This is a genomic window from Kastovskya adunca (assembly GCF_059505785.1).
Map to the genome: position 1 here is coordinate 1 of NZ_JCACLG010000060.1, position 13,199 is coordinate 13,199.

Here is a 13,199-nt window from a genome sequence, read left to right on the forward strand (position 1 = left end):
CAACTGTGACTTTCTTCAACTCCGCTTGATTGTAAAAAACCTACACCTGTGAGGCTCCCCTGCTCCGCCGCTCCCCTGCACCTCTGCACCCCTGCTCCCCTGCTCCCCTACTCAGGACTCAGCACTCAGCACTCAGGACTAACTTCTAGTTGCGATCGCTTAACAATTTTTCGTATTATGGAGTGTTCTAGCAAAACACCGGCTCAAATCCGAATGAGCGTGTTGTAGACCAGTATTGTCAGGGTCAGTTGTCAGAGACAACCGACGACAGACAAAAAACCTGGAGCTATCAACACCTCATTAAGAGGACTTGAGCACTAAAGTGATTACCCAAAATAAAGACGATGCCAAAACCCGTACAAATAGTTTTGAAGCAAGATATTAACAAGCTGGGCAGATCGGGAGATTTAGTTGAAGTCGCTCCTGGCTATGCTCGCAACTACCTGATTCCTCAAGGATTGGGCGTCAGAGCCACGGCTGGCATTCTCAAGCAAGTAGAGCGTCGCCAAGAGAAAGAGCGGCAACGCTTAATCGAAGAAAAGCAACAAGCTCAATCTCGCAAGACTGCCCTAGAAACCATCGGTCGCTTCGTAATCCGCAAGCAAGAGGGAGAAAACGAGGCAATTTTTGGTACCGTAACGGCTGCTGATGTTGCTACTGCTATTCAGGAAGCCACAAACCAGGAAATAGACCGTCGGGGAATTAACCTACCCGATATCAACAAGCTCGGTTTCTACAAGACGGAAATCAAGCTACACCCCGAAGTTACAGCGGTTGTTGAAGTCCAGGTTGCTCCCCTCTAGTACCATCCTGGGTAGCGGTAGAACCTGAAAACTTGAGCCACTCTGTTGAGTATTGACCAGCTTGGTTGGGTAAAGATTGGGCGTTGAGTGTTACCGAACCAGCGGTCACTCAACGCCTTAATTGACTAAGCTGGTCAATATCTGCTAATCCTTGCCAAAGCTTATGGTTCACCAAGTGCCCCTGCAAGTCTCTAGCAATCTGTTACCACCGCAAAATATTGATGCCGAGGAATCGATTCTCGGAGGTATTTTGTTAGACCCTGAAGCCATCGGTCGGATTGCTGACTTTCTGCGCCCGGAAGCGCTTTACATCCGCGCTCATCGAGACATTTATGAAGCGTCATTAGCACTCTTTCGTCAGGGTAAGCCTACAGACTTAATGAGTCTTACGACCTGGCTATACGACCACAATGAACTTGAAAAAGTGGGGGGTCAAAGTAAGTTAGCTCAGTTGGTAGACCGTACCGTTAGTGCGGTCAATATTGACCGCTACGCGACGCTGGTCATGGAAAAGTACCTGCGTCGTCAGCTCATTCAGGCAGGTAATGAAATTGTCCAGCTTGGGTACGACACCACACTCGAGCTAGAGTCCGTCCTTGACCAAGCGGAGCAGAAAATTTTTAACCTGACGCAAACGCGTCGTCAGCAAGGTTTAATTCCTATCTCTGAAACCCTTATTCAAACTTTCCAGGAGATTGAAACCCGGCATGAAGGGGTCGCTTTGCCGGGGATTCCCTGTGACTTTTATGACCTGGATGCGATGACTGGCGGGTTCCAGCGTTCTGACGTGATTATTGTGGCGGGTAGACCCGCGATGGGCAAGACCAGTTTTGCCATGGGAATTGCTCGCAAAATTGCCGATAAGCTACCCGTGGCAATTTTTAGCTTGGAGATGTCCAAAGAGCAACTAGTGCAGCGGATGCTTGCGAGTGAGGCAGGGATTGAAAGTAACTATTTGCGGACGGGGCGGATTAGCCAAAACCAGTGGGAACCTTTAAGTCATGCCCTGGGTACGTTATCAGAGTTACCAATTTTCATTGATGATACTGCCAACCAGACGGTGATGCAGATGCGATCGCTAGCACGGCGTCTGCAAGCCGAACAGGGTGGATTGGGCTTGATTTTAATTGACTACTTACAACTGATGGAGGGCAGTGGCAGTGATAATCGAGTGCAGGAGTTGTCGAAAATTACCCGTAGCCTCAAAGGATTAGCACGGGAACTGAATGTTCCGATTATTGCTCTGTCTCAGCTCAGTCGGGGCGTTGAAGCCCGCACCAATAAGCGTCCCATGATGTCTGATTTACGCGAAAGCGGTTCGATTGAGCAAGATAGCGATTTGGTGATCATGCTTTACCGGGACGAGTACTATAATCCCGATACACCAGACCGGGGCATTGCCGAGGTGATTATTACCAAACATCGCAATGGCCCCACAGGGGTCTTGAAGCTACTATTTGACCCCCAATTTACTCGCTTCCGCAACTTAGCCTCTCCCAATCGCTAAAGTTGCATTTTGCATCAAGAGTCGCTTCGCTTCAGATCCCCGACTTCTCTAAGAAGTCGGGGATCTCGCCTTCTCTGTTGAGCAATGACTCAACAGCCCCCTGCGGAATGTGGGTTAAAAGCAATGGGGACAGGCAAAATAGCCCATCCCCATAAGAGTTTGGTCACTCTGCCTAACTTTTAGCTAACTTTTAACAGTTCCACATCAAAAAGCAGCGTGGCGTTGGGAGGAATCACTCCACCTGCACCACGGGCACCATAGCCCAACTCAGGGGGGATAATGAGCTGGCGGCGTCCACCGACTTTCATCGTGCTGAGTCCTTCATCCCAACCCTTGATCACTTGTCCCGTCCCAATCTTGAAGGAAAAGGGGCTATTGCGATCGCGGGAACTATCAAATTTTGTGCCATTCTCTAATGTGCCTGTGTAGTGAACGACAACCGTTTGACCTTTTTTGGGAGTTGCACCACTACCTTCTGTTAGTTCAACATACTTCAAACCTGAGGGTGTGGTTACAACCTCTTCACTGTTGGGATTTGTTTCCATTGCTATTAATTTTGTTGTATCAACTGGATTAATTGTTGCCGCATCTGAAGCTACTATGCTTTGAGTTGGAGTCACTTCATCTGCCAGGGCGGGTTTTTGTCCGCCAGTTAGTTGAGCAAATACCAGCAATAATCCACAAGCCAGCATGACTCCTAAACTAATTAATATTTCTCTCAAAACTATTCCTCCGAGTAATCAGCCTCAGCGCCAGAGCTTATTTTCCAAATCGCGTATCTGACGCTCTAAACGGTCAATGCGACCGCGTAATTCGTCCATTTCCGCTTGGCGAGGGACGCCTAAATCCTGCAACATATTACGCATCTGCCGTTCCATCTGCGTCTCAAGGTTCCCTTGTTCGGACTTGAGCTGCTGCATCATGTCATCGACGAATCCTTTGGCTTGTTCAGGATTAATTTTACCTTCCCTCACCCATTCGTCACTCACCTCACGCATTTTCTCTGCGGCCATTGATGTCGTACCAATCCCAAGCATCAATATTTGTCTAAGCCAGTTGCTATTATTGTCCATGCTATTTTCCTGTCATCAGTGCAATCAAATGGGCGGCTTGGAGGTAACCTATTGCCAAGAATGCACAAACTAAACTTCTTTCCCAGCCTCCAGTTCTATTCTGTGATATCTTCGCAACACCTGCCGCAAACTGATCGACATCGCTCATTTCATAGGCGATCGCGCTTCGGCTTCAATCCTTTAGGCAGAACCCTCAAAAGCGAAGAGTTGCGTAACATGGTTATTGAGTGGCTCAAGATCAGAGTGTCTCCAGAACTTCGGGAAAAATATATCCAAACCGATGCCGCTATCTGGACAGCGATGCTTGCCAGATATCCAGGTTTTTTAGGAAAAGAAGTCTGGATTAATCCGGAAGCTCCAGAAGAGATTGTTTTGGTGATTATGTGGGAAACCCGCGAACACTGGAAAGCAGTTCCCCCAGAACCGCTCGAACAAACAGAGCAACAATTTAATCAAGCCTTCGGCGAACCCCAGGAAATTATTGAGGCTACCGAGTATCAAGTGCGAAAATTTCCTTGAACTCCCTTCGGGCTAAAGCCAGATCGCTCCCCTGGGTAGGACACCCAACAGACGCCCTCTAAACTGCACGAGATCTGTTACCACCCATGCTGAATTGTCCCCATTGTCAACAACCTATCGACAAAAGAGCGATCGCTTGTCCTCATTGCGGGACAACTCTCAAAGCCTACGGTCATCCCGGTATCCCCTTGCACCAAGCCTCTGAGGGGTATTTGTGCGACACCTGCACCTATCACGCCGATGATACCTGCAACTTTCCCCAACGTCCCTACGCCAAAGAATGCACCCTTTACAACAACCTCTCTAAGCAGCAACTAGAAGCCACCCCAGCCTACAAGATCCCCTGGACGCGCTCGATTCGGCTGTGGTGTCAGCGTCACAGAGGAATGCTACTTCTAATCGCGATCGCGGCAGTCAGTATCCTACTAGTAGTCTTTTAGTCAGCATTACCACCTAAAGCACGCTGGCTGGTGTTGAACTCCCTTGCGTCACAATCAACGGGTCTTCTAGGGGTGATTGTTCAATCACACGTTTTTCTTCTTGATACACATCCAAATCAAACCAGAAGGTTGTACCCACGCCAACTTCGCTCACGAGATGTACTTGACTGTGGTGCTTCTCTATAATATTTCTCACAATCGAAAGCCCTAACCCGGTGCCTTCTAACGTGTGTACCCGGTTTTCAACTCGGAAGAAGCGGTCAAAAATTGCCTGTTGGTCTTCTAAATCGATGCCAATTCCTGTATCAGAGATTTCCACCCGTACCTGTCTAGAGGGATAAGGTGTCACTGAAGTATGGGAGTCTTCTGGTATCTTCTCCGGGCTATTATCTGCGAGCAGATAAGCGCGAATCATCACTTGTCCCCCCGATTTAGTAAATTTCAGCCCATTGCCAACTAAATTGGCAAAAACTTGTAGCAGCAAGTCGTAATGACCAACCACAGGGGGCAAATTGGGAGCAATATCTTGTCTGAGTTCGATACCTTTGTCTTTAGCGTTGAGCTGATAGGTGCGGAGAGTTTGCTCGATCGGTTGATCCAACTCTACAGGCTCAAAGTGATAAATTCGACAAGACTCCAGTCGGGATAAATCGAGAACATCGTTAACCAAACGAGTCAAACGGTCAGTTTCATGATTAGCCGTATCGAGAAACTCCCGACGTTCGTTTTCTGTCAGGTCTTCACCGTATTCGTGGAGGGTTTCGATGAATGACTTGATGTTAAACAGGGGAGTTCGCAATTCGTGGGAGACATTGCTAATAAACTGACTTTTTGCCTCATTGAGTTCTACTTCACGGGTAATATCCTGCACCGTCATCGCAATTCCCTTAATGCTCTCCCGGTACTGGTCAAGAACCTTAGTCAGGAGAATGCGGACAGTACGATTGGTTGTTTGAGTGAGAGTAATGCGGAATTCATTCCCTTCGCGCTCAGCGGTAGTGTTATCTTCCACAATTTGATACAACGGTCGGGTTAATTCTGCCGTCACCGAAGCAGGTAGATGATGTAAGAGATTTTCTCCAACGACCTCAATATTTTCCCATCCAAAGATCCGTCGAGCGGTTGGGTTGACTAAAACTAATTGGAAACTCGTATCCATTAACACTGCACCATCGGCAATGGTGGACACCAATGTCTCTAGCTTGGCTTTCTCCGCCGTTAATTCTTCAATGTTTTGCTCCTCGTAGCGCTCTAAGCGCTCCGCCATGTCATTGAAGCTAGAAATTAGTTCTCCTAATTCACCACCTTGAGGCAAGTCAACTCGTTGCTTAAAGTTACCTGCGGCAATGTTTTTCACCCCAACCAACAATTCTTTAATCGGTCTTGTGATGGTTAGGGCATTGATTACTGCCCCTAAAATCACCATGACCCAGATCGAGATAAAAACAGCGATCGTTACGTCCCGTGTCAGGTTTGAGGACGCCACAACGGTTGGATTCGGATTAATTCCGATCGCTAAAACTCCTAAGTTATTCCCCTCGTGGCTCAGAGGAACAAAGACATCTGTTACCTCGCCATCTGGGGTTATGTGCTGGCGCACTAGGGGCAACTCTGAATGTTCTGCGTAGTTGTCCGGTAGCTGAATCCGGCGCTGAATTGTTAGGGAGTTTTTTACCTCTGATTCTGAAAAGGGAATCCCGAAGAAAATTTTGCCCGTCTCGTCAGCGTAGAGCATATAGCGCACGCTGGAGGTACTGCTATAAAAACGTTGAGAGAAACGCGCTACCTCTGTGAGATTGTTTTCCGCAATCTGAGGGGCAACATTGGCAGCGAGCAATAGGCCCAAATCTCGACCGAAGCGTGTGTCGTTAAGGCGGGCATCTTGTTGGATTGTATTGACAGCCCAAAAGGTCAGACCGCTCATGCTCAAAGAGACGATCAAAGTCGCCGCCGCCATCAACCGCGTCTGAAGTGTAAACTCAGACCACCAATTGGCAAAGATCTCTCGAATGTATTTCAATAGAGCCAACAAGGAAAATCTCCACCACTCACGGTGAAAACTACAGAATTACTCCAAAAGGTAGCTGTTTTTCTAGGAAAAATTAACCCCTTTTGTGTCTACTAATTATAGCGGTTGCAAAGCTGGTTTCGATTGACTGTACTCATTCTGTGAGGTGCTACCTTAGCCAAACTTGGCTTTGGCTTGTTCGTACACCTCCAGGGTGATTGTTGTTGCCCCTGACTCGCGTACCATTTGCTCGATCTTGCGTCGGGCCGCCGGACGAACAAAGAAAGGAATCTCTTTGAGCTTGGCTTCTGCTTCGGGTGTCCAAGATACAGCATCGGATGGATTAGACTCTGTCATCGTTTTTTGGCTCCTCGTAACCACTTCTGTATTGTATAGGCTACAGATCTGGCTCCTAGCCCTGACTTCTATCTAAGCGCGATCGCCAACTTCTGCCAACTCTCGCCCCCCAAAAATCGCTTCGGAATGACGATAGAACTTGAACTCCATCAAGTTATAAAACGGGTCTTGCAAGAAAAAGGTGCGATGTTCAGTCAGTTGACCGGAAAATCGTAGCTTTGGCTCTTGGTAGAAGGTGAGCTGTTTTTGTTTGACCCGTTCTAGTAAAGCTTCCCAATCGCTTTCGGCGGTGAACACCAGCCCAAAATGTCGCGGGTAGATTCCGCGTTGTGGCGTCAGGGGTTCTGGGGTGAGGTGCGCCACAAGCTGATGCCCGTAGAGGTTTAAAATTACGGCATGACGAGACTCGCGCCCTACTTGGCAGCCTAGTACCTCAGCGTAATATTCTCTGGTTTTTTGAATATCGCTAACCGGAAAGGCGAGATGAAATATAACGGGATTCATCACTAATTTAGTTAAAGGTTGTACAAGGGAAGTCAACTTTCAAATGATATTCTCTACGAATCTAGCTCTTCCCTAATTTTTAATCATGCTGTCTACTATTAATGCCTTAAATCCCTGGATAGTTGCTGTGGGATTGAATACGGTTTTAGCCCTGATTGCCTGGACTAGTCCCAAAAAGTTACTCACGCCAGAGGGATTACTTCACGCGTGGGGGTTGGGTATTGTCATCTGGGGAACTTTAGGCTGGCGGGGCTACCTAGTGGTACTGTTTTACTTTTTGGTAGGGTCGGCTGTCACCCGCATCGGGATGAAGCAAAAGGAAGATCAAGGAATTGCCGAGAAGCGATCGGGGGCGAGGGGGCCGGAAAATGTTTGGGGTTCGGCACTCACCGGGGCAATCTGTGCCCTAGCGATGCTAGTTGTTGCCCCAATTTATCAACCCTTTTTATTGTTGGGTTATGTCGCTAGCTTTTCTACCAAGCTGTCAGATACCTGTGCTAGTGAGGTGGGCAAAGCTTACGGTAGGCGCACGTTCCTGATTACGACCTTACAGCCTGTAGCGCGGGGAACTGAAGGAGCGGTGAGTTTAGAAGGGACACTTGCCGGGATCATTGGTTCGGTGGCGATCGCGTTCGTTGCTTGGGGGGTTGGTGTAATTGACTTACTAGGGGTAGTATTTTGTGCGATCGCGGCATTTATTGCTACCAACTTAGAAAGTGTGATTGGGGCAACGCTGCAAGTAAAGTATGACTGGATGACCAATGAATTGGTGAATTTCTTCAACACTCTGATTGGGGCGGTCGTTGCCATTGTTTTGCTTCTAGCATGGCAGGGGTTAAATCTGGGTGCGGGTTAGGGTGTGTTAACCAATTTGTCAGGATAGGGGATTTAAAAACCCCACGCGACGCCAAGATCAAGAGAAAAAGAGTAGTTACCTAACTAAAAAAGTTAAGAGTTAGTTGCTAGGCTTTGCACAAAATCAAAGAGATGATGAGCAAGCTGTAATTTACTACCAAGGGCAATAGGCTGTTGGCGTCCTTGGTTGTCGATCAAGATGGCTTGGTTCGTACTGCTGCCAAAACCAGCATTGGGTTGATCAATGGGGTTGGCAGCGATCGCATCTAGTTTCTTGGCTTGCAACTTCTGCAACGCTGGCGTCACAATATCCCCAGTTTGTGCGGCAAAGCCAATTAATTGCTGATGGGGTTGCTTCCGACGCCCCAGTTCCGCAACAATATCTGTTACAAATTCCAGCTTTAAAGCAGATGGTAGGGACGACTTTGGTAACTTCTCTGTAGCAAACTCGGCTGGTTTCACATCTGCCACGGCTGCTGACATGACTGTAATATCAGCATCGGGGAAACATTCAAACATTGCCTGCTGCATCTCGGCAGCACTCACCACGGCAATTGCCCGTATCCCGCTCGGTGCTTCCCAGCTTACTGGGGCATGAACTAGGGTGACATTTGCTCCTCGATGAACTGCCGCTTGTGCCAATGCCAGACCCATCTTACCCGTGGAAGGATTGCCAATAAAGCGCACCGGATCGAGATATTCCCGCGTTCCTCCAGCACTAATCAATACATGCTTACCCAGTAAGTCCCGCTTTCCGGCGGTATGCAACAAAGACTCAATATTGGTGAGAATTAAGGGCGGTTCTGCCATGCGTCCTGTTCCAACGCGATCGCAAGCGAGTAAACCCACCGCTGGGTCAACTCCTTGATACCGCTGATCTTGCAACACCTGCTGCCAATTGCGCTGCACCGCCACTTGTTCCCACATATCAGTGTTCATCGCTGGGGCTAACAACACCGGACAGCGAGACGCCAGCACCGTATTGGTTAGCAAATTGTCTGCCAACCCATAAGTCAACTTGCCTAATGTATTCGCCGTCAGAGGCGCAATTAGAAAAACTTCCGCCCATTCTCCCAATTCAATATGTAGAGGACGTTGATAGAGGGGTTTCCAGAAGCTTTGATCGGTATAAGCCGGATGGCGTGCTAGGGTCGTTACCGTCAGCGGCGTGATAAACTCCTGTGCTGCCTGGGTTAGAATTACCCTGACTTCTGCCCCAGCTTTAAATAAAGCCGATATAACCTCGCAAACCTTATAAGCAGCAATTCCGCCACCGATACCAATTAAAATTCTCCGATTTTTCATCTGATTTTTTTGAGATCGCTAAGTGTGCCTTTATACCTTGACAATTCTCTTTTCTAGCCTGGTATATCAAAGCAACAAAAAACTCGCCCTAACCATTAAGGAGCGAGTTTTAAACAAGTATTTGCTCTCTACTTTGGGATTGAAAACCCCTATGGCGAAGCTCAACACATTCTCTCAAGCTTCGTCATACGGTACCAAATCCAATATATAAAGGTAAGGTATCACTAATGCTGGACGCTGGAACGCCAGTGCGCGGAGCAAATGCCAGTCATTTAGACCTTCAAAGGCATTGGTGTAATCATCTTGCTCTAGACGGGTTGCTAGGTTTGCCACGTCTTCTGCGGTGAAAGCAGACAAGTCTCGTTGCAAAGTAGTTACAGTTGCCATCGCTCACGCCTCCCTTAGCTAGCCTTTGGGTTAGTTGCTGTAGCTGATTTACAGCACCTAATATAATAGCGCTATTTCTCAGTAGAACTGGGGTGAAATGGAAGTAAGTATTAAATGTTCACAGCCGAGAGGGAGAACGTTAAAGACAGGATATTACAGGATGAAAAAGGAATTTACCAATCAGCTCTGAACAAAGCTGCCATCTTTGACAATGATATGGCGATCGCGATCAAAGATAATTTGCCCCTCATTCTTGAGCTTGCTGAGAAGCCGCGTTACTGTCACCCGTGTCGTACCAATCGCATTTGCCAGATTCTGGTGTGTCAGTCGAATATCTAGCCGCGTTCCTTCAGTGACAGGTTGACCAATTTCTTTTTTCATTAGTAGCAGCAACTGTTGCAAACGGTCTTCCACCCGTCGCTGTCCAGAAATTGACAGCAGTGCTTCAGTTTGTCGCATCCGGCGCACCAACTGCGGCAAGATAATCTCAGCCAAACGTGGAGAAGTCTCAATTTCTGCCAAAGAAAACCACGTCAAATTGACATCGGTTAACGCTGTTGCTTGATAAGTCTGCAGTAGCGTAAACCAGAGACCAAAAAATCCCGAAGGCTCTGCCCAACCGAGCCAAGCTTCATCTCCATTGGGATGAAGGGTACCGAGCTGTACTATACCCTGACAAACTTGCCAGACACCCTGCGATACTAAAGGAATCACTTCTCCTTTGCCATAAAAGTGCAGTCGGCGTCCTTCTCGGAGTTCGTACGGGTTAATTTCGAGGATAGGGTTAGAAAGTGGCGGCATAGGAGACAACTCTTCCAATTGGAAAGCACAGGTTAAATCGTGCTCCCTCAATCTACGTTACTAAGGTAAAGATTAAGTAATCCTCAGATTAAGTCATTACTTATTAGTAACGGAATAAAAAAAGCAGGTTTGCTTAACAATAAAAATTATCAGCAATTTTACTTTTCATGTTTTCCTTGCTTTTTTAGGGCTTTTATAGTTGGTTTGAGCAGCGTTACGTGCAAATCCTCGCGGGTTTTCGGATTTAAGTACCTTAATAGCGAGATAGCCCCAGTCTCCAAAAGTTTTGGGGTTGGTTATTGCGGTATTTTTCATTACTTGTAAATGCAACTAGCAGCAGTTAGTATCCCTGGATGTGCAATTTTTTACCGAGGAGTTTCTAAGGTATAAAATAATACTACATTCATGCTGAGGGATCTGTGGGGCTTACGGTGAGCTGCATCAAGGCTGAGCATTAGCAATCCGCCAAAAGTGGTAGAGGCGAAAAATTCCCCCACCCTACCTCACCCACTTAGTACGGCTAAAAACCCATTTTTCGGCTGGCAATCTGAAACAGTAGTAAAAATACTGATTTTGCCTTGCCTGGTTGGACAAACACAGATTATCTTTAAAATACAAGCTTGTAACCGTGGCTTTTAATTGTTAAAAACCGATCGGGGTAACAAGCTTCACTTAGTTAAGATGTATTAGACAGCACGCACTGAGGAATGGCTGCTAGCCTCAATGCTTTTTGTTAAAGCTTGTTAGTTTCTCCGTGCTAGCCTAACATCAATATTTGTTCACGAGACAGAACTCAATCTTTATCCACCTGTATGAGGCCGAGCCAAGACTTCGGAACAGCAGCAGAATCTGCCAGCGCAGCAAGTACGAGAGATTTTTCCAGCTTGATGCCTAGACCTGGCTGGAGTTTGTATTCTGCTGGTGATTAAAGAGCCTAAGTAGTGGTCGTAGCACCAAAAGTAGGCAGATAAAAGTCATCCGTCTCGAGAATTTACCGATTTTGTTTTATTCAAACAACGCAGTACTAGGGAGGTGACATTAGCTGAGTCGCTCCTAAGCGGCATCAAAGTTTCCTAATGCCAAGAACCAACAGCAACTTCAAGGCTGAGTAAGGGCTACTGTGGCAATCTTTGGTGATTAATCTCTAATCAAACGCAGACGCAAACAGCGTCTAATGGTGCGTTTCTAGCCGTTGAGCTTTGATTCGATGCTAGTACCTAGGGATTAGCTTCAGCTAGACAATAACCTACCCAATTACATAGGAGACACACCCTTGGTTGTTGCAATGGTGGAAGGTTAGCGCTTTGCCAAAGCTTTTTCCTTTGGCTTGTAACCAGGGTAAAACTTTTTTCTTTATTGCTTAACCAAGTTTTGGGGCAATACATTTCAACAGCGATCGCATTAATAGCGATCGCCACTTTCTGTCCCAAGTCTGTATGCATCAAGTCTCCAATTCCCTCAAAAGAATCCTATAGTCCTGCATAACCGTATTTTCAATGCCCTCGGTCATGTTTGGAACATCCAGAACCTAAAAAAAATCAACAATTTTTATGCATGCCAGTGACCTTTTAAATGAAGCCGAACTCTTACATCGACATTTGTTAGGAGAACGCAACTTTCGAGGTATAAAACTGATTGAAGCGGACTTAACCGGAGCCAATCTCACTCGCACTGATTTAAGCTCTGCTTCGTTGCAAGAAGCAAGCTTAGTTGGCGCGAAACTGGTGGGTGCCAAACTTTGCGGCGCAGACTTAAGTACTGCCAACTTATCGAGAGCAAAACTTATTGACGCTATGCTCTCACAAGCCACTCTCACAGAGGCAAACCTCCGCAAAGCAGACTTGAGTGGAGCTATCCTCAGCGGAGCCGTTCTTTCAGGAGCTGATCTCAGTGAAGCTAGCCTGATTGGAACCTGTTTGATTGGTACTTTATTAAAGAAAGCCAAGCTCCGGTTGGCGAACTTGACAGGAGCCACCTTGAGCCAAGCGATCCTCAGTGAAGCAGATTTGAGGGGAGCAACGCTGAATCGAGCGATTTTGAGTGAGGCAGATTTGAGTGGGGCGAACCTAAGTGGAGCGAGCCTGATTCGGGCATATTTAAGCCGGGTGGTGCTGAAAAAAGCTAACTTGAGCGAGGCTGACTTGACTGAAGCCTACCTGCGTTCTTGTAAGCTTAGCCGTGCCAATCTCAGCAGTGCTGACCTACGGGGAGCAGATTTAAGTCAAGCAAATCTCCGAGGCGCTGACCTCAGCAAAGCCGATCTCCAAGGAGCCAACCTCAGTAAAGCTGACCTCCAAGAGGCTAACTTATCGGGAGCCAATCTAGCAGGAAGCAATCTGCTAGAAGCCAACTTACGTGACGCTAACCTGTCTCACGCAAACTTGTCGCAAGCTGGCTTACTCTTGGCTTACCTCATCGGCGCAAATTTGAAGGGCGCTAACTTATCAGGAGCTAATTTAATCGGCACTAACATCAGTGGCGCTAATTTAAAAAAAGCATGCTTAGAAGGCGCGATCATGCCCAACGGAGTTAAAGGCAAGGATTAGCGAGTAGGGGCTAATAGCGCTCTCAGCAGTCCCCTAGGATTGATGGGGTGCAGGGGTGCAGGGGTGCAGGGGTGCAGGGGTGCAGGGGTGCAGG

General features: G+C 47.4%; 14 protein-coding genes and 1 pseudogene. 6 read left to right on the forward strand and 9 right to left on the reverse strand.

The window, feature by feature from the left end:
* Positions 1-344 precede the first annotated feature (344 nt).
* On the forward strand, positions 345-803 hold the full coding sequence (rplI, locus tag AC5JR3_RS22830; protein WP_495848854.1) for a 50S ribosomal protein L9: 459 nt from the start codon (positions 345-347) through the stop codon (positions 801-803).
* Between the two features lie 163 nt (positions 804-966).
* A complete protein-coding gene (dnaB, locus tag AC5JR3_RS22835) occupies positions 967-2,310 on the forward strand; it encodes a replicative DNA helicase (protein ID WP_495848855.1) in 1,344 nt (447 codons plus the stop codon).
* 179 nt (positions 2,311-2,489) lie between these two features.
* Here the strand turns inward: dnaB and AC5JR3_RS22840 are convergent, their stop codons facing one another.
* Together AC5JR3_RS22840 and AC5JR3_RS22845 are read right to left on the reverse strand one after the other, a co-directional pair.
* The gene (locus AC5JR3_RS22840) at positions 2,490-3,032 is read right to left on the reverse strand and encodes an FKBP-type peptidyl-prolyl cis-trans isomerase (RefSeq protein ID WP_495848856.1); all 543 of its coding nucleotides are present in this window, start codon (positions 3,030-3,032) and stop codon (positions 2,490-2,492) included.
* Between the two features lie 24 nt (positions 3,033-3,056).
* Positions 3,057-3,383, reverse strand: coding sequence for a phasin family protein (locus AC5JR3_RS22845; protein ID WP_495848857.1), 327 nt, complete (start codon positions 3,381-3,383; stop codon positions 3,057-3,059).
* Between the two features lie 216 nt (positions 3,384-3,599).
* Here AC5JR3_RS22845 and AC5JR3_RS22850 point away from each other — a divergent pair, with 216 nt between their 5' ends.
* Complete coding sequence (locus AC5JR3_RS22850) at positions 3,600-3,902, forward strand: TIGR03792 family protein (RefSeq protein WP_495848867.1); 303 nt, start codon at positions 3,600-3,602, stop codon at positions 3,900-3,902.
* An 86-nt stretch (positions 3,903-3,988) separates the two neighbouring features.
* A complete protein-coding gene (locus AC5JR3_RS22855) occupies positions 3,989-4,342 on the forward strand; it encodes a zinc ribbon domain-containing protein (RefSeq protein ID WP_495848858.1) in 354 nt (117 codons plus the stop codon).
* Between the two features lie 13 nt (positions 4,343-4,355).
* On the opposite strand, the gene nblS is transcribed toward AC5JR3_RS22855, so the two are convergent.
* The 3 genes from nblS to AC5JR3_RS22870 form a co-directional block, all read right to left on the reverse strand.
* Positions 4,356-6,374 (reverse strand): two-component system sensor histidine kinase NblS, encoded by a 2,019-nt coding sequence (gene nblS / locus AC5JR3_RS22860; protein WP_495848859.1) that lies wholly within the window; start codon positions 6,372-6,374, stop codon positions 4,356-4,358.
* 150 nt (positions 6,375-6,524) lie between these two features.
* Positions 6,525-6,707, reverse strand: coding sequence for a PCP reductase family protein (locus AC5JR3_RS22865; protein WP_495848860.1), 183 nt, complete (start codon positions 6,705-6,707; stop codon positions 6,525-6,527).
* A gap of 72 nt (positions 6,708-6,779) precedes the next feature.
* Positions 6,780-7,211, reverse strand: coding sequence for a VOC family protein (locus AC5JR3_RS22870; protein ID WP_495848861.1), 432 nt, complete (start codon positions 7,209-7,211; stop codon positions 6,780-6,782).
* 85 nt (positions 7,212-7,296) lie between these two features.
* Here AC5JR3_RS22870 and AC5JR3_RS22875 point away from each other — a divergent pair, with 85 nt between their 5' ends.
* Positions 7,297-8,067, forward strand: a complete 771-nt coding sequence (locus AC5JR3_RS22875; protein ID WP_495848862.1) for a TIGR00297 family protein — start codon at positions 7,297-7,299, stop codon at positions 8,065-8,067.
* A gap of 92 nt (positions 8,068-8,159) precedes the next feature.
* Here AC5JR3_RS22875 and coaBC read toward each other — a convergent pair.
* The 4 genes and pseudogenes from coaBC to AC5JR3_RS22895 form a co-directional block, all read right to left on the reverse strand.
* Positions 8,160-9,374 (reverse strand): annotated as a pseudogene (coaBC, locus tag AC5JR3_RS22880) (bifunctional phosphopantothenoylcysteine decarboxylase/phosphopantothenate--cysteine ligase CoaBC); the annotation flags it as partial.
* Between the two features lie 171 nt (positions 9,375-9,545).
* Positions 9,546-9,758 carry a protein IsiD gene (gene isiD / locus AC5JR3_RS22885; RefSeq protein WP_495848863.1) on the reverse strand — a complete coding sequence of 71 codons (213 nt, stop codon included), beginning with the start codon at positions 9,756-9,758 and terminating at the stop codon, positions 9,546-9,548.
* 180 nt (positions 9,759-9,938) lie between these two features.
* A complete protein-coding gene (locus AC5JR3_RS22890; protein ID WP_495848864.1) occupies positions 9,939-10,559 on the reverse strand; it encodes a Crp/Fnr family transcriptional regulator in 621 nt (206 codons plus the stop codon).
* 1,217 nt (positions 10,560-11,776) lie between these two features.
* Positions 11,777-12,001, reverse strand: coding sequence for a hypothetical protein (locus tag AC5JR3_RS22895; RefSeq protein ID WP_495848865.1), 225 nt, complete (start codon positions 11,999-12,001; stop codon positions 11,777-11,779).
* A gap of 108 nt (positions 12,002-12,109) precedes the next feature.
* On the opposite strand from AC5JR3_RS22895, the gene AC5JR3_RS22900 reads away from it, so the two are divergent.
* Complete coding sequence (locus AC5JR3_RS22900; protein ID WP_495848866.1) at positions 12,110-13,105, forward strand: pentapeptide repeat-containing protein; 996 nt, start codon at positions 12,110-12,112, stop codon at positions 13,103-13,105.
* Positions 13,106-13,199: the final 94 nt, after the last annotated feature.

Bases quoted from the DNA above. Each gene is read 5' to 3' on its own strand.
- rplI (WP_495848854.1), top strand. From the start codon at position 345: ATGCCAAAACCCGTACAAATAGTTTTGAAGCAAGATATTAACAAGCTG.
- dnaB (WP_495848855.1), top strand. From the start codon at position 967: ATGGTTCACCAAGTGCCCCTGCAAGTCTCTAGCAATCTGTTACCACCG.
- AC5JR3_RS22845 (WP_495848857.1), bottom strand. From the start codon at position 3,383: ATGGACAATAATAGCAACTGGCTTAGACAAATATTGATGCTTGGGATT.
- AC5JR3_RS22850 (WP_495848867.1), top strand. From the start codon at position 3,600: ATGGTTATTGAGTGGCTCAAGATCAGAGTGTCTCCAGAACTTCGGGAA.
- AC5JR3_RS22855 (WP_495848858.1), top strand. From the start codon at position 3,989: ATGCTGAATTGTCCCCATTGTCAACAACCTATCGACAAAAGAGCGATC.
- AC5JR3_RS22865 (WP_495848860.1), bottom strand. From the start codon at position 6,707: ATGACAGAGTCTAATCCATCCGATGCTGTATCTTGGACACCCGAAGCA.
- AC5JR3_RS22870 (WP_495848861.1), bottom strand. From the start codon at position 7,211: ATGAATCCCGTTATATTTCATCTCGCCTTTCCGGTTAGCGATATTCAA.
- AC5JR3_RS22875 (WP_495848862.1), top strand. From the start codon at position 7,297: ATGCTGTCTACTATTAATGCCTTAAATCCCTGGATAGTTGCTGTGGGA.
- isiD (WP_495848863.1), bottom strand. From the start codon at position 9,758: ATGGCAACTGTAACTACTTTGCAACGAGACTTGTCTGCTTTCACCGCA.
- AC5JR3_RS22890 (WP_495848864.1), bottom strand. From the start codon at position 10,559: ATGCCGCCACTTTCTAACCCTATCCTCGAAATTAACCCGTACGAACTC.
- AC5JR3_RS22895 (WP_495848865.1), bottom strand. From the start codon at position 12,001: ATGCATACAGACTTGGGACAGAAAGTGGCGATCGCTATTAATGCGATC.
- AC5JR3_RS22900 (WP_495848866.1), top strand. From the start codon at position 12,110: ATGCATGCCAGTGACCTTTTAAATGAAGCCGAACTCTTACATCGACAT.